15 protein-coding genes, 1 other RNA gene and 3 pseudogenes are annotated in these 19,305 nt (G+C 65.3%); 11 read left to right on the top strand and 8 right to left on the bottom strand.

Features of this window, described 5'->3' with window-relative positions; all coding sequences use genetic code 11:
• Positions 1-268: 268 nt before the first annotated feature.
• The 4 genes from dapB to grpE all read right to left on the bottom strand — a co-directional run bounded on the left by dapB (position 269) and on the right by grpE (position 4,976).
• The gene (dapB, locus tag BAY1663_RS18360) at positions 269-1,075 is read right to left on the bottom strand and encodes a 4-hydroxy-tetrahydrodipicolinate reductase (RefSeq protein ID WP_037043507.1); all 807 of its coding nucleotides are present in this window, start codon (positions 1,073-1,075) and stop codon (positions 269-271) included.
• 64 nt (positions 1,076-1,139) lie between these two features.
• On the bottom strand, positions 1,140-2,270 hold the full coding sequence (gene dnaJ / locus BAY1663_RS18355) for a molecular chaperone DnaJ (RefSeq protein WP_037043504.1): 1,131 nt from the start codon (positions 2,268-2,270) through the stop codon (positions 1,140-1,142).
• A gap of 122 nt (positions 2,271-2,392) precedes the next feature.
• Positions 2,393-4,306 carry a molecular chaperone DnaK gene (dnaK, locus tag BAY1663_RS18350; protein WP_037043501.1) on the bottom strand — a complete coding sequence of 638 codons (1,914 nt, stop codon included), beginning with the start codon at positions 4,304-4,306 and terminating at the stop codon, positions 2,393-2,395.
• Between the two features lie 100 nt (positions 4,307-4,406).
• Entirely contained in the window at positions 4,407-4,976 is a 570-nt protein-coding gene (grpE, locus tag BAY1663_RS18345) for a nucleotide exchange factor GrpE (RefSeq protein ID WP_037043497.1), read from the bottom strand.
• A 302-nt stretch (positions 4,977-5,278) separates the two neighbouring features.
• Between grpE and recN the strand changes: the two are divergent.
• Positions 5,279-6,950, top strand: a pseudogene (gene recN / locus BAY1663_RS18340) (DNA repair protein RecN).
• Between the two features lie 63 nt (positions 6,951-7,013).
• Here recN and fur read toward each other — a convergent pair.
• Positions 7,014-7,418, bottom strand: coding sequence for a ferric iron uptake transcriptional regulator (gene fur, locus BAY1663_RS18335; protein ID WP_037043491.1), 405 nt, complete (start codon positions 7,416-7,418; stop codon positions 7,014-7,016).
• 95 nt (positions 7,419-7,513) lie between these two features.
• Here fur and BAY1663_RS18330 point away from each other — a divergent pair, with 95 nt between their 5' ends.
• A complete protein-coding gene (locus tag BAY1663_RS18330) occupies positions 7,514-8,029 on the top strand; it encodes an outer membrane protein assembly factor BamE (protein ID WP_037043489.1) in 516 nt (171 codons plus the stop codon).
• Positions 8,030-8,076: 47 nt separating this feature from the next.
• Here BAY1663_RS18330 and BAY1663_RS18325 read toward each other — a convergent pair whose 3' ends face one another.
• Both BAY1663_RS18325 and BAY1663_RS18320 read right to left on the bottom strand, forming a co-directional pair.
• Positions 8,077-8,388, bottom strand: a complete 312-nt coding sequence (locus BAY1663_RS18325; RefSeq protein WP_037043486.1) for an RnfH family protein — start codon at positions 8,386-8,388, stop codon at positions 8,077-8,079.
• Positions 8,381-8,815 carry a type II toxin-antitoxin system RatA family toxin gene (locus BAY1663_RS18320; RefSeq protein WP_037043483.1) on the bottom strand — a complete coding sequence of 145 codons (435 nt, stop codon included), beginning with the start codon at positions 8,813-8,815 and terminating at the stop codon, positions 8,381-8,383. The genes BAY1663_RS18325 and BAY1663_RS18320 overlap by 8 nt, the downstream gene beginning before the upstream one ends.
• 213 nt (positions 8,816-9,028) lie before the next feature.
• Here BAY1663_RS18320 and smpB point away from each other — a divergent pair.
• A pseudogene (gene smpB, locus BAY1663_RS18315) lies at positions 9,029-9,510 on the top strand (SsrA-binding protein SmpB).
• A 30-nt stretch (positions 9,511-9,540) separates the two neighbouring features.
• On the opposite strand, the gene BAY1663_RS18310 reads toward smpB, so the two are convergent.
• Entirely contained in the window at positions 9,541-10,323 is a 783-nt protein-coding gene (locus BAY1663_RS18310; RefSeq protein WP_037043480.1) for a GntR family transcriptional regulator, read from the bottom strand.
• 292 nt (positions 10,324-10,615) lie between these two features.
• Here BAY1663_RS18310 and BAY1663_RS18305 point away from each other — a divergent pair, with 292 nt between their 5' ends.
• The 8 genes and pseudogenes from BAY1663_RS18305 to ssrA all read left to right on the top strand — a co-directional run.
• The gene (locus tag BAY1663_RS18305) at positions 10,616-12,310 is read left to right on the top strand and encodes an L-lactate permease (protein ID WP_037043476.1); all 1,695 of its coding nucleotides are present in this window, start codon (positions 10,616-10,618) and stop codon (positions 12,308-12,310) included.
• Between the two features lie 95 nt (positions 12,311-12,405).
• A complete protein-coding gene (locus BAY1663_RS18300) occupies positions 12,406-13,227 on the top strand; it encodes a (Fe-S)-binding protein (protein WP_037043473.1) in 822 nt (273 codons plus the stop codon).
• On the top strand, positions 13,224-14,684 hold the full coding sequence (locus tag BAY1663_RS18295; RefSeq protein WP_037043470.1) for a LutB/LldF family L-lactate oxidation iron-sulfur protein: 1,461 nt from the start codon (positions 13,224-13,226) through the stop codon (positions 14,682-14,684). Before BAY1663_RS18300 ends, BAY1663_RS18295 begins: the two co-directional genes overlap by 4 nt.
• Before the next feature lie 136 nt (positions 14,685-14,820).
• Positions 14,821-15,492, top strand: coding sequence for a lactate utilization protein (locus BAY1663_RS18290; protein ID WP_037043467.1), 672 nt, complete (start codon positions 14,821-14,823; stop codon positions 15,490-15,492).
• Positions 15,489-17,476, top strand: a pseudogene (locus BAY1663_RS18285) (FAD-binding oxidoreductase). Before BAY1663_RS18290 ends, BAY1663_RS18285 begins: the two are co-directional and overlap by 4 nt.
• 2 nt (positions 17,477-17,478) lie before the next feature.
• Positions 17,479-18,336, top strand: a complete 858-nt coding sequence (locus tag BAY1663_RS26045; RefSeq protein WP_371257636.1) for a (Fe-S)-binding protein — start codon at positions 17,479-17,481, stop codon at positions 18,334-18,336.
• 182 nt (positions 18,337-18,518) lie between these two features.
• The gene (locus BAY1663_RS18280; RefSeq protein ID WP_037043463.1) at positions 18,519-18,824 is read left to right on the top strand and encodes a hypothetical protein; all 306 of its coding nucleotides are present in this window, start codon (positions 18,519-18,521) and stop codon (positions 18,822-18,824) included.
• 132 nt (positions 18,825-18,956) lie between these two features.
• Positions 18,957-19,305, top strand: a transfer-messenger RNA (tmRNA) gene (ssrA, locus tag BAY1663_RS24100); the annotation flags it as partial.

The raw sequence follows: 19,305 nt of genomic DNA, 5'->3' as shown, positions 1-19,305 counted from the left end.
TCCGCGTCTTGTACCCACGCAGAGCGTAGGCACCATCAATGCCGTGCCCGTTACGCCAACCTACTCAGGCCTCAGGCAGGCCTGCGGACCGCAATCGCCGAAGGCGCGCCTCCACAGGGTCCGGTGCGGCACCGGCTGCTTTCGTGGGAGGCCCGACCTCGGGGCGATGCTTTGAGCCTTGGCAGGCCTGCGACCGGCAATTGTCGCGAGGACACACCTCCTACCGGTTCGGGGGAGTATCTGCCGCTTTGCGAACGGCTGTTTTTCGCTACTTCAGCCCCAGCACATCCTGCATGTCATACAGGCCGGCCGGCTTCTGGTCGAGCCACAAAGCCGCGCGGACCGCGCCCTTGGCGAAGGTCATTCGGCTGGAGGCCTTGTGGGTGATCTCGACGCGCTCGCCTTCGGCGGCGAAGAGCACGGTGTGGTCGCCGACCACATCCCCGGCGCGCACGGTGGCGAAGCCGATGGTTTCGCGCTGGCGCGCCCCGGTCTGCCCTTCGCGGCCGTAGATGGCGACTTTCTGCAGGTCACGCCCAAGCGCATCGGCCACCACTTCCCCCATGCGCAGGGCTGTGCCGGACGGCGCATCGACCTTGTGCCGGTGATGCGCCTCGATGATCTCGATATCCACATCGTCACCCAGCACGCGTGCCGCGGTATCCAGCAGCTTCAGGCACAGATTGACGCCAACGCTGAAGTTGGCGGCGAAGACGATCGGGATTTCCCTGGCCGCGGCGGCCAGGCGCTCCTTCTCTTCCACGGAAAAGCCGGTGGTGCCGATCACCATGGCCTTGCCGGCGCGACGGCAGACCTCGAGGTTCTTCAGGGTCACCGAGGGATGGGTGAAGTCGATCAGCACGTCGAACTCGTCGACCGCCTTGGCAACGTCACCCGTCAGCGGCACACCCAAACGGCCGATCGCAGCCAATTCGCCTGCGTCCGCACCGACCAGGGTGCTGTCCGGACGGTCGATCGCCGCGGTCAGGCCGGCGGCACCGCCGGTCTGCTGCACCGCCTCGATCAAGGTCTTGCCCATGCGCCCCGCGGCGCCCATCACTGCAATACGTCGCATAAAAAGTCAGCTCCAAGCTGAAAGCCAGAAGCCGGAAGCAGAACCCGGAGAGCTTCCAGCTCGTTTAAACATCACCGAAAAAGCGTTTCACGCCCTCGAACCAGCCGCTGGCCCGGGGCGAATGGGAAGTATCGCCCTGCAGCGTGCCGCGGAACTCCTCGAGCATCTCGCGCTGGCGCTTGCTCAGATTGACCGGCGTTTCCACCACGACCCGGCACATCAGGTCGCCTGCCGCACCACCACGCACCGGCGCGACGCCCTTGCCGCGCAGACGGAACTGCTTGCCGGTCTGGGTGCCCTCCGGAATCTTCAGTTTGACCCGGCCATCCAGCGTCGGCACTTCCAGCTCGCCGCCCAGCGCCGCATCGGCGAAGCTGATCGGCACCTCGCAGTACAGGTGCTTGCCATCGCGCTGGAAGATCGCGTGCTCGCGCACGTTGACCACCACGTAGAGGTCGCCCGCCGGCCCGCCCTGGGTGCCGGCCTCGCCCTCGCCGGAGAGGCGGATGCGGTCGCCGGTGTCGACGCCCGGCGGCACCTTGACCGACAGCGTCTTCTGCTCTTCCACGCGACCCTGGCCATGGCAGTTGCCGCAGGGGTCGGAAATCATCTTGCCGCTGCCATGGCAGCGCGGGCAGGTCTGCTGCACCGAGAAAAAGCCCTGCTGCATGCGTACCTGGCCGATGCCGCCGCAGGTGGTACAGGTCACCGGACTGGTGCCCTTCTTGGCGCCGGAGCCGTCGCAAACCTTGCACTCGACCAGGGTCGGCACGCGGATGGTCACGGTGGTGCCGCGCACCGCCTCTTCCAGATCCAGTTCCAGGGTGTAGCGCAGGTCGCTGCCGCGCTGGGCGCCGCCACGCGCGCTGCCGCGCCCACCGCTGAAGAAGTCGCTGAAGACGTCACCGAAGATGTCGGAGAAGTTGGCGCCGCCATAACCGGCACCCGCCGCGCCCGCGCCCATCTGCGGATCGACGCCGGCATGCCCGTACTGGTCGTAGGCGGCGCGCTTGCTGGGGTCGGAAAGCACCTCGTAGGCCTCGTTGGCCTCCTTGAATGCCTCCTCCGCCGCCTTGTCGCCCGGATTGCGGTCGGGGTGATGCTTCATCGCGAGACGGCGGTACGCCTTCTTCAGCTCCGCCTCGCTGGCGCCGCGCTCGACCCCCAGCACCTCGTAAAAATCACGTTTGGCCATAACTGTCCTGAACCCTCAAATTCGTGCCCTCCAGACACGCCGACGCGGGAGCAAGCCCCCGCGCAGCGGTCATGCCCGCCCGAGCGGAGTCGGGGCGGGCTGGAGCGGAAGCAAGCCGGGGCTTACTTGTTGTCCTTGACCTCTTCGAACTCGGCATCGACCACGTCGTCGCCGGCCTGAGCCTTGTCGTCCGCCGGCTGGCCTTCGCCCGCCTGCGCCTGCTCGGCGTACATCTTCTGCGCCAGCGGCGTGGAAGCCTGGGACACCGCAGCGATCTTGGCTTCGATCTCGGCCTTGTCGTCGCCCTTGATGGCCAGTTCCAGTTCGCCGAGGGCCTTCTCGATCGCGCTCTTGTCGTCGTCGCTGGCCTTGTCGCCGGCCTCAGTCAGCATCTTGCGGGTGGCGTGGACCAGTTGATCACCCTGGTTGCGCGCGGTCACCAGTTCCTCGAACTTGCGGTCTTCCTCGGCGTTGGCCTCGGCGTCACGCACCATCTGCTCGATTTCCTCCTCGGACAGGCCGGAGTTGGCCTTGATCACGATGGACTGCTGCTTGCCGGTGGCCTTGTCCTTGGCGGACACGTGCAGGATGCCGTTGGCGTCGATGTCGAAGGTGACTTCGATCTGCGGCATGCCACGCGGCGCCGGCGGGATCTCGGCCAGGTCGAAGCGGCCCAGCGACTTGTTCTGCGCGGCCTGCTTGCGCTCGCCCTGCAGCACGTGGATGGTCACCGCGCTCTGGTTGTCGTCGGCGGTGGAGAACACCTGCGACTTCTTGGTCGGGATGGTGGTGTTCTTCTCGATCAGCGGGGTCATCACGCCACCGAGGGTCTCGATGCCCAGGGTCAGCGGGGAGACGTCCAGCAGCAGCACGTCCTTGACGTCACCGGCCAGCACGGCGCCCTGGATGGCGGCACCCATGGCCACGGCTTCGTCCGGGTTGACGTCCTTGCGCGCTTCCTTGCCGAAGAACTCGGCGACCTTCTGCTGCACCAGCGGCATGCGGGTCTGGCCACCGACCAGAATCACGTCGTCGATCTTCGAGGCGTCGATGCCGGCGTCCTTGAGGGCAAGGCGGCAGGGCTCGATGGTGCGCTCGACCAGGTCCTCGACCAGCGATTCCAGCTTGGCGCGGGAGATCTTCACGTTGAGGTGCTTCGGACCGGACGCGTCGGCGGTGATGTACGGCAGGTTGACGTCGGTCTGCTGGCTGGAGGACAGCTCGATCTTGGCCTTCTCGGCGGCTTCCTTCAGGCGCTGCATGGCCAGCGGGTCGCCCTTGAGGTTCATGCCGCTTTCTTTCTTGAACTCGTCGACGAGGTAGTCGATCAGGCGGATGTCGAAGTCCTCGCCACCGAGGAAGGTGTCGCCGTTGGTGGCCAGCACCTCGAACTGGTGCTCGCCGTCGACCTCGGCGATCTCGATCACCGACACGTCGAAGGTACCGCCGCCCAGGTCATAGACGATCACGGTGTGGTCGCCCTTGGCCTTGTCCATGCCGTAGGCCAGCGCCGCCGCGGTCGGCTCGTTGATGATGCGCTTGACGTCCAGGCCGGCGATGCGACCGGCGTCCTTGGTGGCCTGGCGCTGGCTGTCGTTGAAGTAGGCCGGCACGGTAATCACCGCCTCGGTCACGGCCTCGCCCAGATAGTCCTCGGCGGTCTTCTTCATCTTTTTCAGCACTTCGGCGGAAATCTGCGGAGGCGCCATCTTCTGGCCCTTCACTTCCACCCAGGCATCACCGTTATCGGCCTTGACGATGCTGTAGGGCACCATCTTGATGTCCTTCTGCACGACGTCTTCTTCGAAACGGCGGCCGATCAGGCGCTTGACCGCGTACAGGGTGTTCTGCGGGTTGGTGACCGCCTGGCGCTTGGCGGACTGACCGACCAGGGTCTCGCCGTCGTTGGTGTAGGCGATGATGGATGGGGTGGTACGGCCGCCTTCGGCGTTCTCGATGACCTTGACGTTGCCGTTTTCCAGGATGGAGACGCAGGAGTTGGTGGTCCCCAGGTCGATACCGATGATCTTGCCCATTTAATTCTCTCTCCGAAATTTCGATTGGTCCGCGCCTGCTTTACCGGCCGCGGGTAACACAAAAACGCTTGGCTACCAGATGGGGTCTGGCAGCCGGAATTCAAGCCTTCTCGTCGATCGAAGGCGTCGCCTCTGCCGGCGCCTTGCTGACCACGACCATCGCCGGGCGCAACAGGCGGCCATTGAGCAGGTACCCCTTCTGGAACACCTTGAGCACGCTGCCCGGCTCGACGTGGGTGCTTTCTTCCATGGCCATGGCCTGGTGGTGCTCCGGATTGAACGGCTCGCCATGCGGGTCGAGCTGTTCCAACTGGTGGCGCGCCAGGGTGTCGAGCAGCAGCTTGAGGGTCAGCTCGACACCTTCGCGCATCGGCTTGACCGCCTCGTCGTCCGGGTTCGACAGCTCGAGACCGCGCTCCAGGCTGTCGGCCACGGCCAGCAGGTCACCGGCGAACTTTTCCAGGGCGAACTTGTGCGCCTTCTCCACGTCCTGCTCGGCACGGCGACGGATGTTCTGCAGCTCGGCAGCCACCCGCAGGGACTGATCCTGCGCCGCAGCCAGCTGCTCCTCCAGCGACTGCACCCGAGCAGCCAGGTCTTCGGCCACTTCGGTTTCGGCGTTCTCCGGCGTTTCGGGGGTCTGGTTATCCAGGTTCTGCTCGTCGGCCATGCGCTCCTCCTCTTCGTACGATCAGCGGGCGGCAAACCCGCGCTTGTGCGGCTATATGGGGGCGCGGAATCCTGGTTCAAGGGGGAGAACGGCAACTGCAAGCCAGCGTAGGGTGGATGTCGCTTTTTACATCCACCGTGGCCCCACTCGTCGAGCCGATGAAGCGTGACCCGACCTACAGCTGTCCAGGGCCCGCTTATGGTTTGCAGCTTCAGGCTGCTTTTCTCGCTTTTATTTGAGGCTTGTGGCCGCTCGAAAAACTACTGTATAAATAACCAGCCAAGCACTCTGGGAGCCTCGCCATGCTGGTTCATCTGTCGGTCCACAACTACGCCATCGTCGAACACCTGGATCTCGAGCTCAAACGCGGCATGAGCGTCATCAGCGGCGAGACCGGCGCGGGCAAGTCGATCATGCTCGACGCCCTCGGCCTGACCCTGGGCGACCGCGCCGACAGCAGCGTGGTGCGCATCGGCGCGGACAAGGCCGACATCCTCGCCAGCTTCGACCTGGACGACATCCCCGACGCCCGCGCCTGGCTGGCCGAACGGGACATGGACAGCGAAGGCCCCTGCATCCTGCGCCGGGTGATCACCGCCGAAGGCCGCTCGCGCGGCTACATCAACGGTACACCCTGCCCCCAGGGCGACCTCAAGGCGCTGGGCGAGCTGCTGATCGACATCCACAGCCAGCACGAGCACCAGTCGCTGCTCAAGGCCGACACCCACCGGCGCCTGCTCGACGAATACAGCGGCAGCCAGGAGCTGGCCCGCCAGGTGCAGCTGGCCGCGCAGCGCTGGCGCCAGACCCGCCAGAGCCTGGAGCGCCTGAGCAACAGCAGCGACGAACAGCGCGCACGCCACCAACTGCTCAGCTATCAGCTGGAGGAACTGGAGAACCTGGCCCTCGGCGAGCACGAACTGGAACAGCTGGAACACGAACACAAGAACCTGGCCAGCGCCGAGCAGTTGCTCGGCGCCTGCCGCCAGGTCATGGAGCTGTGCAGCGAGAGCGATGCCGGCAACGTGCTGTCCGCGCTGACCGCCAGTCTGCAACGCCTGGCCGCCTTCCAGAATCAGCCCGGCGCGCTGGCCGAGGCGGTCAACCTGCTGGCCAGCGCGCAGATCCAGGTCGAGGAAGCCATGGGCGAACTGAATCGCTTCGTCGACCACTTCGATGCCGATCCCGAGCGCCAGCAGATGCTGGAGGAGCGCCTGGACACCATCTATACCCTGGCGCGCAAGCACCGCGTGCAGCCGCCCGAACTGCCGGGGCTGCATCAGCAGTTGCTCGACGAACTGGAGAACCTCAACGCCGACGACGAAGCCGTCGAACGCCTCGGCGAAGAGCTGGCCGCCTATGCGCGCCACTATGAAGAGAAGGCCGGCGAACTGAGCCTCATCCGCCAGGCCGCAGCCGAACGGCTGGCCGCCGCCGTGGAAGCGGAAATCCAGCGCCTGGGCATGCCAGGCGGCAGGTTCAGCGTGCAACTCAAGCCCGCCGCCGAGGGCGAGTACCAGCTTTGGCCTGGAACAGGTGGAATTTCTGGTCAGCGCCAACCCAGGCCAGCCGCTCCGCCCGCTGGCCAAGGTCGCCTCCGGCGGCGAGCTGTCGCGCATCAGCCTGGCGATCCAGGTGATCACCGCGCAGACGTCTCGCGTACCGACGCTGGTATTCGACGAAGTCGACGTCGGCATCGGCGGCCCCACGGCGGAAATCGTCGGCCAGCTACTGCGCCGGCTCGGCGAACGCGGCCAGGTGCTGACCGTCACCCACCTGCCACAGGTCGCCGCCCAGGGCCATCACCACCTGTTCGTGCACAAGGCCCGCGGCAGCGACGAGACCCGCACCGCGGTCGCCGAACTGGACCACGGCGGCCGCATCGAGGAGATCGCACGCATGCTCGGCGGTGTCGACCTGACCGAGCAATCGCTGGCCCATGCCCGGCAGATGGTCGGCGCGGCGCAAGCCTGAGCACCAGGCAGGACGACATGAAAAAGGCGACCCGAGGGTCGCCTTTTTCATGTCGCCGGAAGATCAGCTCTTCTTGCGTACGTAGAGCACCAGATTGTGATCCACCAGCTCATAACCGTGCCGCTTGACGATCTCTTTCTGCAGCTTCTCGATATCGGGGTCGAAGAACTCGATGACATCCCCGCTATCGACACAGACCATATGATCGTGATGCCCGCTGTCGGCCAGTTCGAAGACCGCATGCCCGCCATCGAAGTTGTGCCGAACTACCAGGCCGGCCGCCTCGAACTGCGTCAGTACACGATAGACCGTTGCCAGCCCGACGTCCTCGCCCGCCTCCATCAGCGCCTTGTAGACATCTTCGGCGCTCATGTGACGACGATCGGTAGTGTCCAGCATCTGCAGAATCTTGACCCGCGGCAGGGTAACTTTCAGACCCGCTTTACGTAGTTCGTTATTTTCAACCATGGTTGGCTTTCTCGCTGCTGCTGTTTCGCAGCCTCCTTCAATACGGGTATGATCCGGGTTCTTTGCCCAGCCAAGATAGTGGAAGTCACCCACCGATGCAAAACACCAAGCTCATGCTGGCCAGCCTCACCTTCGTGGGCCTGTTCGCACTCGCCGGTTGTTCATTCCCCGGGGTTTACAAGGTCGACATTCAACAGGGCAATGTCGTCACGCAGGACATGATAGACCAGTTGCGCCCCGGAATGACCCGTCAGCAGGTGCGGTTTATTATGGGCAATCCGCTGATTACCGATACCTTCCACGCCAACCGCTGGGATTACCTGTACAGCATTCAACCCGGCGGCAGCCAGCGCCAGCAAGAACGCGTGAGCCTGGTCTTCAACAGTGCCGATCAACTCGTCGGCCTGGCCGGCGATTTCATGCCCGGTGTCAGCCGCGACGAGCAGATCCTCGGACGCCAGCAACCGGGTACCGTCACGGCGCCGAGCAGCGAGCGCCAGGAAGCCCAGGAGCGCCCGGCGCCGGGCTCGCTGCAGGAGCAGATCCAGCGCGAAGTCGACGAAGCCGAAGCCGTGCCGGTGCCGATTCCCGAACCGCTGGAAACCGAATGAACGAAGCCCGGGCCAGCCCGGGCTCTTTCGTCAATGGCCTCGCGGCCTCAGGATTCTTCCGTCTTCTTTGCCGCCCGCGCGGCCCGCTGCTTGCGCGCCTCCTTCGGATCGGCGATCAGCGGGCGATAGATTTCCACGCGCTCGCCATCCTCCAGCACCCGCTCATCCGGCTTGGGCACCGCCTTGCCGAAGATGCCCAGCGGCGCGCTGGCCAAGTCCAGGCCGGGAAAATGCGCCTCCATTCCCGAGCGCAGCGCGGCATCACGCACCGTGGTCCCCGCAGGCACGCTCAGCCGCAGCAATTTCTGCTTGTCGGCCAGCGCATAAACGATTTCGACGGCAATCGGCTGCTTATCCATAGAGTTGCTTCGCCCGTGCACAGAACGCATCCACCAACGTATTGGCGGCCTGATTGAACAAGGGGCCGAGGGTGGCCTTGACCACCGGCCCGGCGTAATCGAAGGTCAGGTCGAGGCTGATCTTGCAGGCTTTCTCGCCCAGCGCCTTGAACTCCCAGATGCCATGTAGATGACTGAACGGCCCTTCCTCGAGCGTCATCTCGATCCGCTTGCCGCCCTGCAGGGCATTGCGCGTCATGAAGCGCTGGCTCAAGCCCGCCTTGGCCACGGTCATGCTGGCCTGCATCTCGGTGTCGCTGCTGGACAGCACCTCGGTCGCCGAACACCAGGGCAGGAACTGCGGATAGCTGGCTACGTCGTTGACCATGTCGAACAGCGCCTGCGCCGGATACGGCAGCAGCGCCGAGCGTTGAATATGCGTCGTCATGCAGACCTTCTACTTCGTCATTTCGATGGGCGCCAAGCTGAACGGCCCTGGCGCTGCCGGCATCGCAACCGCACCCGAAGGCACCGACAGCAGCCGGCTCGGCGCAAAAGCCGGCACATTGTCGGGGATATGTGCCGGCCCCTCAAGTTTCCTCCTCTCCGCCACGTGCAGCCTGTCGCCAGCCGCAACGGGACTCCCTATAATGCCGCCCCTATGGCCAAACAGAAGAAACAGTCCCCCGGGACCATCGCGCTGAACAAGAAGGCGCTACACGACTACTTCATCGAGCAGAAATTCGAGGCGGGCCTCGTCCTGGCCGGCTGGGAAGTGAAGAGCCTGCGCGCCGGCAAGGCGCAGCTGGTCGACAGCTACGTGCTGCTCAAGGACGGTGAAGCCTGGCTGATGGGTGCGCACATCACGCCGCTGACCAGCGCCAGCACTCACGTCATCGCCGACCCGACCCGTACCCGCAAGCTGCTGCTGAACAAGCGCGAGCTGGGCAAGCTGTTCGGCGCCGTGCAGCAGAAGGCTACGCCTGCGTGGCGCTGTCGCTGTACTGGAAGAAGCACATGATCAAGTGCGAAATCGCGCTGGCCAAGGGCAAGAAGGAATTCGACAAGCGCCACACCGAGAAGGAACGCGACTCCGATCGCGAAATCCAGCGTGCGATGCGCAGCAAGGGCAAGGAAGACTAACCCGCCCGCTAGCGGCGCCTGGCGCCGGTCCTAAGCTCCCTTCACCCGGTCACCGTGGCGGCGCTGCGCACGCGCCAGCCGCTGGGCTTCCTGCTGCCCTTCGGCGAGCACTTCCTGCACGTAGTTGATATGCCGGTGGATGACCTCGCGCGCCTCTGCCGCACGCCTGGCCATGATCGCCTCGTACAGCTCGCGATGCTGGCTCATGAGCATGTCGCGGGTTTCGTCGCGCAAGGCGTACATGCCGCCGATATTGGTCACCACGTTGCGCTTGAGCAGATCGAACAGCCCGCGGATGGTATGCAGCAGCACCGCATTGTGACTGGCTTCGGCAATGGCCAGGTGGAACTGCGCATCGGCCGCCCCCTCCTCCGCACGGGTCACCTTGCCTTCGCGGTCATAGCAGTCCTGCAGCGCCGCAAAGGCCTCGGTCAGGCGCTGCTGGTCCACTTCGGTGGCCCGCAGCGCCGCGTAATAGGCGCAACTGCCCTCCAGGGTGTGGCGGAACTCCAGCAGGTCGCGCTGCGCATCGCGGTTGTTCTCCAACAGGTGCAGCAACGGGTCGCTGAAGGTGGAGCCCAGCGATTCCGCGACGAAATTGCCGCCACCATGCCGGCTGACCAGCAAGCCCTTGGCTGCCAGCTTCTGGATCGCCTCGCGCAGCGATGGGCGTGACACGCCGAACTGCTCGGCCAGCGCACGCTCGGCCGGCAGCCGCTCGCCAGCCTTGAGCGTGCCCTCGAGAATCATGGTTTCAAGCTGCGCGACGATATCGTCGGCCAGCCGGCGCTGGCGTACCACTCCAACTTCCATTCCGCTCCCCGCGCACTTCAGATTGGTTTGACCACTTTGAATGAAGCGTCAGCCTAGCGGGGCCTTTTCAGGGCCGCAAGCCGAGCGGCTAAGACCAATGTCTAAAAGCCCTCAATTGACGCATTCAGCCGCGACCTCTTACGCTGGCGTCTCGTCACTGTAAATTGGTCTTACCACTTTACAAGATCAATCCCAACAACAAGAGGACTACCCATGACGTCACCGCGAAACATCCATGCCGGAGTTCTTCCGGACTTCAATCAGCGCCTCGTGACGGCGGGAGTCTGAAGCCATGTCCAACGGTCTTCTCGCATTTCTCGCGTTTTCCCCCATTCTCCTCGCGGCGGTCCTGCTGATCGGTTTGCGCTGGCCCGCCAAACGTGCCATGCCCCTGGTTTACCTGCTTACCGTCGGCATCGGCCTGTTCGTCTGGGACATGAGCTTCAATCGCGTGCTCGCCTCGACCCTGCAAGGGCTGGTGATTACCGCGGGCGTGTTGTGGATCATCTTCGGCGCCATCCTGCTGCTCAACACCCTCAAGCACTCCGGCGGCATCACCGCGATCCGCGCCGGCTTCACCACTATCAGCCCTGACCGCCGCATCCAGGCGATCATCATCGCCTGGCTGTTCGGTTGCTTCATCGAAGGTGCCTCGGGCTTCGGCACGCCGGCCGCCATCGCGGCACCGCTGCTGGTCGCCATCGGCTTCCCGGCATTGGCCGCAGTGCTGATGGGCATGCTGGTGCAATCCACCCCGGTGTCCTTCGGTGCGGTCGGCACGCCGATCATCATCGGCGTCACCGGCGGTGTCGACAGCGCCGCGTTCGGCACCCAACTGGCCGCCCAAGGTTCCAGCTGGGAGGCCTTCCTGCAACTGATCACCAGTGAAGTGGCGGTTCTCCATGCCCTCACCGGCACCATCATGCCGCTGATCATGGCGTTGATGCTGACGCGCTTCTTCGGCAAGGAGAAAAGCTGGAAGGCTGGTTTCGAGGTACTGCCGTTCGCGATCTTCGCCGGCCTGGCCTTCACCCTGCCCTACGCGATCACCGGCATCTTCCTCGGCCCGGAATTCCCGTCGCTGCTCGGCGGCCTGATCGGCCTGGCCATCGTCACCACGGCGGCACACTTCGGCTTCCTCACGCCGAAGAAGAGCTGGGACTTCGCCGATGCCAAGGACTGGCCGAACGAATGGGTCGGCAGCGTCGAGATGAAGCTCGACGAACTCACCGCCAAGCCCATGAGCACCCTGCGCGCCTGGCTGCCCTACGTGCTGGTCGGCGCCCTGCTGGTGATCAGCCGCACGGTGCCGGAAGTCGGCGCCTTCATGAAGTCCATCGTGCTGGTGTTCCCGGACATCCTCGGCGAGGCCGGCATCAAGGCCGACTTCATGCCGCTGTATCTGCCCGGCGGCATCCTGGTGCTGGTGGTACTGGCCACCTTCTTCCTGCACGGCATGAAGGCCCGCGAGCTGGCCGCGGCCGTCGGTGAATCGAGCAAGGTATTGATTGGCGCCGGCTTCGTCCTGCTGTTCACCGTGCCGATGGTGCGCATCCTGATCAACTCCGGCGTCAACGCTGCCGAGCTGGCGAGCATGCCGATCACCATGGCGCGCTTCGTCGCCGACAGCGTCGGCTCGGTCTACCCGCTGCTGGCGCCGAGCGTCGGTGCCCTGGGCGCCTTCATCGCCGGTTCCAATACCGTCAGCAACATGATGCTCAGCCAGTTCCAGTACGGTGTGGCGCACAGCCTGGGCGTCTCCGGCGCGCTGGTCGTCGCGGCCCAGGCCGTGGGTGCCGCGGCGGGCAACATGGTCGCCATCCACAACGTGGTGGCCGCCTCCGCCACGGTCGGGCTGCTCGGCCGCGAAGGAACTACGCTTCGTAAGACGGTCTGGCCGACCTTGTATTACGTGCTGATCTCGGGCCTGCTGACGCTGATCGCGATTTACCTGATCGGCGTGACGGACCCGCTGGTCGGGCTGTGATCCAACCGTGAAGTCTTGCCCCGCCTGCGCGGGGCAAGAGCGTTTCCAACATCCCGCAGTTTGCGGATAACCGGGCCCACCCGGAGACCAAGCCGATGAGCGAACTCTTCTACAACGCCGCGCCCAACGCCACCCGCGTTGCGCCGCCGCTGCCCAAGCCACGCGAGTACCCGGCCAAGCCGAGCCAGGTCTACCTGTTCGGTACCTGCGTGGTGGACCTGTTCTATCCCGAGGCTGGCCTGGATGCCATCCGCCTGCTCGAACGCGAAGGACTGAGCGTGCACTACCCGCAGGGCCAGACCTGCTGCGGCCAGCCGGCCTACACCACCGGCTACACCGACGAGGCGCGCAAGGTCGCCCGTGCGCAGATGGAACTGTTCGCCAACGACTGGCCGGTGGTGGTGCCGTCCGGCTCCTGCGCCGGCATGCTGCGCCATCATTACCTTGAGCTGTTCAAGGACGAACCGGCCACGCTGAAGCAGGCCCAGGCGCTGGCCGAGCGCACCTTCGAACTGGCCGAATTCCTGCTCAACGTCTGCCAGGTCGAGTTCAAGGATGCCGGCACACCGACCAAGGTCGCCCTGCACACCTCCTGCTCGGCCCGCCGCGAGATGAACACGCACCTGCACGGCCGCGCCCTGCTCGCCCAGCTGGGCCAGGTCGAGCGCGTCGAGCATGACCACGAGAGCGAATGCTGCGGCTTCGGCGGCACCTTCAGCGTGCGCATGCCCGACATCTCCGGCGCCATGGTGCTGGACAAGACCCGCGCGCTGAAGGAGTCCGGCGCGCACCAGGTGGTCAGCGCCGACTGCGGCTGCCTGATGAACATCAACGGCTCGCTGGAGAAGCAGCACGAAGCCCTGCGCGGCCAGCACCTGGCCTCCTTCCTCTGGCAACGCACCGGAGGTGCCCGATGAACGCCGAACAGCGCATCCACGCCGTGCAGATCGAGAACGCCGGCGACCCGGATTTCCGCGCCCGCGCGCGCAAGGCCCTGAAGGACGAGCAACTGCGGCGCAACTTCCGCACCGCCATGGACTCGCTGATGACCAAGCGCGCCGCGGCCTTCAGCGATGCCGACGAGCGCGAGCGGCTGCGCGAGATGGGCAACCATATCCGCGCCCGCGCACTGTCCAGGCTGCCCGAACTGCTCGAGCGGCTGGAAGCCAACCTGACCCGCAACGGTGTGAAGGTGCACTGGGCGGAGACGGTGGACGAGGCGAATGCCATCGTCCTCGAGATCGCCCGCGCTCACGAGGCGCGCCAGGTGATCAAGGGCAAATCGATGGTCAGCGAAGAGGTGGAGATGAACCATTTCCTCGAAGGCCATGGCATCGAAAGCCTGGAATCGGACATGGGCGAGTACATCGTCCAGCTCGACCACGAGAAGCCTTCCCATATCATCATGCCGGCCATCCACAAGAATGCCGGCCAGGTCGCGTCCTTGTTCCACGACAAGCTCGGCGTGGAGTACACCAAGGACGTCGACCAGCTCATCCAGATCGGCCGCCGCACGCTGCGGCAGAAGTTCTTCGAGGCCGACATCGGCGTCTCCGGGGTCAACTTCGCGGTGGCCGAGACCGGCACCCTGCTGCTGGTCGAGAACGAAGGCAACGGCCGCATGAGCACCACCGTGCCGCCGGTGCATATCGCCGTCACCGGTATCGAGAAGGTGGTCGAGAATCTGCGCGACGTGGTGCCGCTTCTGTCGCTGCTGACCCGCTCGGCGCTGGGCCAGCCGATCACCACCTACGTCAACATGATCTCCGGCCCGCGCAAGGCGCACGAGCTGGACGGCCCGCAGGAAGTGCATCTGATCCTGCTGGACAACGGTCGCAGCCAGGCCTTCGCCGACAGCGAGCTGCGCCAGACGCTCAACTGCATCCGCTGCGGCGCCTGCATGAACCACTGCCCGGTGTACACCCGCGTCGGCGGCCACACCTATGGCGAGGTCTACCCGGGCCCGATCGGCAAGATCATCACCCCGCACATGGTCGGTCTGGACAAGGTGCCGGACCACCCCAGCGCCTCGTCGCTGTGTGGCGCCTGCGGTGAAGTCTGCCCGGTGAAGATCCCGATCCCGACCATCCTGCGCCGCCTGCGCGAGGAAAACGTCAAGGCGCCGGACGATCCGCACAAGGTCATGCGCGGCCAGGGCAGCAAGTATTCGCGCACGGAACGGCTGATCTGGGCCGGCTGGCGCCTGCTCAACACCAGCCCGACGCTGTACCGCCTGTTCGGCTTCTTCGCCACCCGCCTGCGCGCCCTGACACCATCGAACATCGGCCCCTGGACGCAGAACCACAGCGCACCGAAACCGGCCGCCCGCTCGCTGCACGAGTTGGCCAAAGAACACCTGGAGGGCAAGCGATGAACCACCCCCGCCGCTGCCTCAACGCCCGCGTGGACAAGGCTGCGCCGTTGTCCACCCTACGCCGGCCAGCGGGCTTCGTAGGGTGGAAAACATGCGCGGCATTTTTCCACCAACGTGACGTTTCCGGGAGCCTGACATGAGCGCCAAAGCCAACATTCTCGCCAAGTTGAAAAAGAGCCTGGAAGGCACCACGCCTATCGTCGATGACTACGACGAGTCGCTGGTCACCCAGCCGTGGAGCTATGCGCCGGAGCAGCGTATCGCCCGCCTGCGCCAGCTGATGGAAGCGGTGCACACCGAGATCCACCTGACCAGCGACGCCGCCTGGCCGGCCCTGCTGGAGCAGCTGCTGCACGACCGTCAGCTGCCGAGCCTGCTGATCGCCCCGACCACGCCGTACGGCGCGCGCTTCGCCGAGCATTGCGCCGGCCGTGAAGGCCTGCCGGCGCTCAAGGCCTACGACCGCCCGGTCGAGGAGTGGAAGGCCGAGCTGTTCAACGACACCCCCGCCAGCCTCACCGGCACCCTCGGCGCCATCGCCTCCACCGGCAGCCTGATCATGTGGCCAACCCGCGAGGAGCCGCGGCTGATGAGTCTGGTGCCACCGGTGCACTTCGCCATCCTCAAGGCCAGCGAGATCCACGACAACTTCTACGAGATCCAGCAGAAGTTCCAGTGGGCCGCCGGCATGCCGACCAACGCGCTGCTGGTTTCCGGCCCATCGAAAACCGCCGACATCGAGCAGGTGCTGGCCTATGGCGCCCACGGGCCGAAGGATCTGGTCGTGCTGATCCTGGAGGACGCATGAACGCCACCCTGCCCCTCGAACGCGCTCCGCTGCCGGCGGCGTTCCTCGCCGAGGTCGAGCGGCTGATCCCGGCCGGTCGTCGCTTCGACGACCCGCTTTCCACCCTCGCCTTCGGCACCGACGCCAGCTTCTATCGCCTGATTCCCAAGCTGGTGGTGCGCGTCGAATCCGAAGCTGAGGTGATCGCGCTGCTCAAGCTGGCCCACGCGGAAAACGTCCCGGTGACTTTCCGCGCCGCCGGCACCAGCCTGTCCGGCCAGGCGGTCAGCGACTCGGTGCTGATCGTGCTCGGCGACAGCTGGAACGGCCGCGAGATTCGCAACGGCGGTGAGCAGATCCGCCTGCAGCCCGGCGTCATCGGCGCCAACGCCAACGCCGTGCTGGCACCTTTCCAGCGCAAGATCGGCCCCGACCCGGCTCGATCAATGCCGCGAAAATCGGCGGCATCGTCGCCAACAATTCCAGCGGCATGTGCTGCGGCACCGCGCAGAACAGCTACAAGACCCTCGCCGGGCTGCGCGTGGTGCTGGCCGACGGCACCGTGGTCGACAGCGAGGATGCCGCCAGCGTTGCCGCGTTCCGCCAGAGCCATGCCACCCTGCTCGAGCAGTTGGCCGAGCTGGGCCGGGAAACCCGCGCCAATACCGAACTGGCGGCGAAGATCCGCCACAAGTACCGGCTGAAGAACACCACCGGCTTCTCGCTCAATGCGCTGGTCGACTACGACGAGCCGCTGGATATCCTCAACCACCTGATGGTCGGTTCCGAAGGCACGCTGGGCTTCATCAGCGCGGTGACCTACGACACCGTGCCGGACCATCCGCACAAGGCCAGCGCGCTGGTGGTGTTCCCCGATGTGGAGAACTGCTGCCTGGCCGTGCCGGTGCTCAAGCAGCAACCGGTTTCCGCCGTGGAGCTGCTCGACCGCCGCAGCCTGCGCTCGGTCGAGCACAAGGCCGGCATGCCCGAATGGGTGAAAGAGCTGTCGCCGACCGCCTGCGCGCTGCTGATCGAGTCCCGCGCCGCGACCCAGTCGCTGCTGCACGAGCAGATCAACCAGATCATGGCCTCCATCGCGCATTTCCCGGTGGAGAAACAGGTCGACTTCAGCGAAGACCCGGTGGTCTACAACCAGCTGTGGAAGATCCGCAAGGACACCTTCCCGGCGGTCGGCGCGGTGCGCCAGACCGGCACCACGGTGATCATCGAGGACGTGACCTTCCCGGTCGAGCGCCTGGCCGAGGGCGTCAACCGCCTGCTCGAACTGCTCGACAAGCACCGTTACAACGAGGCGATCCTCTTCGGCCATGCGCTGGAGGGCAACCTGCACTTCGTCTTCACCCAGGGCTTCGATGATCCGGCCCAGGTCGCCCGCTACGAAGCTTCATGGGCGAAGTGGCGCAGCTGGTCGCCGTCGAGTTCGGCGGCGCGCTCAAGGCCGAGCACGGCACCGGGCGCAACATGGCGCCCTTCGTCGAACTGGAATGGGGCAGCGAGGCCTACGCGCTGATGTGGAAGATCAAGCGCCTTCTCGACCCCACCGGCATCCTCAACCCGGACGTGGTGCTCTCCGAAGACCCGGACATCCACCTGAAGAACCTCAAGCCGCTGCCGGCCGCCGACGAGATCGTCGACAAGTGCATCGAGTGCGGCTTCTGCGAGCCGGTCTGCCCGTCCAACGGGCTGACCCTGACGCCGCGCCAACGCATCGTCATCTGGCGCGACATCCAGGCACGCAAGCGCGCCGGCGTCGATACCAGCGAGATCGAGCGGCTCTACCACTACCACGGCGTCGAGACCTGCGCCGCCACCGGCCTCTGCGCCCAGCGCTGCCCGGTGGGCATCAATACCGGCGACCTGGTGCGCAAGCTGCGCGGCCGCGAGGCCAACCGCACCGGCACCGCCAACTGGCTGGCCGAGCACTTCGCCACCGCCGTGCAGAGCACCCGCTTCATGCTGCATGTGGCCAACGGTGCGCACCTGATCATGGGCACCCGCAACATGGCCAAGCTGTCGGCGACCATGACCCGCGCCAGCAAGGGCCGCCTGCCGCAGTGGACACCGGCGATGCCGCAGCCGCTGCAACGCCTGCACCTGCCCAAGCCGCCCACTGCGGACGAGCGCCCGCGGGTGGTCTATCTCGCCGCCTGTGTCTCCCGCGCCATGGGTCCGGCGGCGCGCGATCAGGAACAGGAGCCGCTGCTCGACAAGACCCGCAGCCTGCTGGAAAAGGCCGGCTACCAGGTGATCTTCCCCGAACAGTTGAACGACCTGTGCTGCGGCCAGCCGTTCGCCTCCAAGGGCTATGCCGAACAGGGCGAACGCAAGCGCCAGGAGATGCTCGACGCGCTGCTCAAGGCCAGCCGCGGCGGGCTCGACCCGATCTACTGCGACACCAGCCCCTGCACCCTGCGCCTGGTCCAGGGCCTGACCGACCAGCGCCTGGACCTCTACGACCCGGTGCGCTTCATCCGCACGCATCTGCTCGACAAGCTGGACTTCGTCCCGCAGGACAAGCCGATCGCCGTGCACGTCACCTGCAGCACCCAGCACCTGGGCGAGGCGCAGGCGCTGATCGACATCGCCCGTCGCTGCGCCAAGGAGGTCGTGATTCCTGAAGGTATCCACTGCTGCGGATTCGCCGGCGACAAGGGCTTCACCACGCCGGAGCTGAACGAGCACGCACTGCGCAGCCTGAAGAACGCCGTGCAGATCTGCGAGGAAGGCATCTCCACCAGCCGCACCTGCGAGATCGGTCTGTCGCGCCACGGCGAGATCGACTATCACGGGCTGGTCTACCTGGTGGATCGGGTGACCCGCGGCAAGGCCAGCGCCCCTCTCTAGCCCGCCACATGCGGCCCCGGCAGCGATGTCGGGGCCGCCTCGTCGATGTCATTTCGATGAACGCTCAAGCGCGATCGCAGTCCGAATTTTAGAGCCCGTGACGGGTTCACTTCACTCGGCGCCGCCGCTTCAGCTATCCCACCAGGCAGGCCCGGGAAGTCCACAAGACTGGAGGACCCACCATGAAAGTGCATGCACTGCTCGCATCCGCGATACTGCTCGCCAGCCCCGCCGTCTTCGCCCAGCAGGACCTGTGCCAGACCAACCTGCAGGAAATCGACGACAACATGGCCACCAGCATGGCCACCCTCGGCGAGCCGGCCAAGAGCAAAGTCGAGGAGTACGTCCAACAGGCCAAACAAGCACAGCAGGCGGGCGATACCGAGGCCTGCATCGCCCACTCCACCAAAGCCCTGCAGGAACTCAAGGGCCCCGGCAGCACCGGCAGTGGTGGCACCAGTGGCTCTGGCTCCGGCGCTGGCAACTGAGCCATGGCGGCAGGATCGTGCCCACGATCCTGCCGCAGCCAGCTGTACATTTTGTAACCAGCACGGCTAAAAACTGATCGACACAGCGTCAAGATGGCCGTACACTCGCGCCCAGCACCACAAGCAACACCAGGGGCCGATTAGGATTCGACGCCGGTAACGAAACTTGAGGGGCATGCCGAGTTGGTAACAGAACTCGTAAATAAACTGTTGCAAACCTATAGTTGCCAACGACGACAACTACGAAGGGTACGCGCTAGCCGCCTAACCTTCATCTGGTCGCTTCGGCGCCAGCGGTCACTAGGGGATGCCTGTAAACCCGAACTGACCGTCAGACAGAACAGGATCGCCGCCAAGTTCGCTGTAGACGTAACGGCTAAAACTCATACAGCTCGCTCCAAGCACCCTGCCAATCGGGCGGCGCGGAGTTAACTCAGTAGATCTGGCTAAGCATGTAGAACCGATAGCGGAGAGCTGGCGG

The sequence above is a fragment of the Pseudomonas sp. BAY1663 genome (assembly GCF_000582595.1).
GTDB lineage: Bacteria > Pseudomonadota > Gammaproteobacteria > Pseudomonadales > Pseudomonadaceae > Stutzerimonas > Stutzerimonas stutzeri_AF.
This window is presented reverse-complemented; position numbering and strand designations above follow the sequence as displayed.

What these genes read in the sequence shown, in the direction of transcription:
- dapB (WP_037043507.1), bottom strand. Translation starts at nt 1,075, where the DNA reads ATGCGACGTATTGCAGTGATGGGCGCCGCGGGGCGCATGGGCAAGACC.
- dnaJ (WP_037043504.1), bottom strand. Translation starts at nt 2,270, where the DNA reads ATGGCCAAACGTGATTTTTACGAGGTGCTGGGGGTCGAGCGCGGCGCC.
- dnaK (WP_037043501.1), bottom strand. Translation starts at nt 4,306, where the DNA reads ATGGGCAAGATCATCGGTATCGACCTGGGGACCACCAACTCCTGCGTC.
- grpE (WP_037043497.1), bottom strand. Translation starts at nt 4,976, where the DNA reads ATGGCCGACGAGCAGAACCTGGATAACCAGACCCCCGAAACGCCGGAG.
- fur (WP_037043491.1), bottom strand. Translation starts at nt 7,418, where the DNA reads ATGGTTGAAAATAACGAACTACGTAAAGCGGGTCTGAAAGTTACCCTG.
- BAY1663_RS18330 (WP_037043489.1), top strand. Translation starts at nt 7,514, where the DNA reads ATGCAAAACACCAAGCTCATGCTGGCCAGCCTCACCTTCGTGGGCCTG.
- BAY1663_RS18325 (WP_037043486.1), bottom strand. Translation starts at nt 8,388, where the DNA reads ATGGATAAGCAGCCGATTGCCGTCGAAATCGTTTATGCGCTGGCCGAC.
- BAY1663_RS18320 (WP_037043483.1), bottom strand. Translation starts at nt 8,815, where the DNA reads ATGACGACGCATATTCAACGCTCGGCGCTGCTGCCGTATCCGGCGCAG.
- BAY1663_RS18310 (WP_037043480.1), bottom strand. Translation starts at nt 10,323, where the DNA reads ATGGAAGTTGGAGTGGTACGCCAGCGCCGGCTGGCCGACGATATCGTC.
- BAY1663_RS18305 (WP_037043476.1), top strand. Translation starts at nt 10,616, where the DNA reads ATGTCCAACGGTCTTCTCGCATTTCTCGCGTTTTCCCCCATTCTCCTC.
- BAY1663_RS18300 (WP_037043473.1), top strand. Translation starts at nt 12,406, where the DNA reads ATGAGCGAACTCTTCTACAACGCCGCGCCCAACGCCACCCGCGTTGCG.
- BAY1663_RS18295 (WP_037043470.1), top strand. Translation starts at nt 13,224, where the DNA reads ATGAACGCCGAACAGCGCATCCACGCCGTGCAGATCGAGAACGCCGGC.
- BAY1663_RS18290 (WP_037043467.1), top strand. Translation starts at nt 14,821, where the DNA reads ATGAGCGCCAAAGCCAACATTCTCGCCAAGTTGAAAAAGAGCCTGGAA.
- BAY1663_RS26045 (WP_371257636.1), top strand. Translation starts at nt 17,479, where the DNA reads ATGGGCACCCGCAACATGGCCAAGCTGTCGGCGACCATGACCCGCGCC.
- BAY1663_RS18280 (WP_037043463.1), top strand. Translation starts at nt 18,519, where the DNA reads ATGAAAGTGCATGCACTGCTCGCATCCGCGATACTGCTCGCCAGCCCC.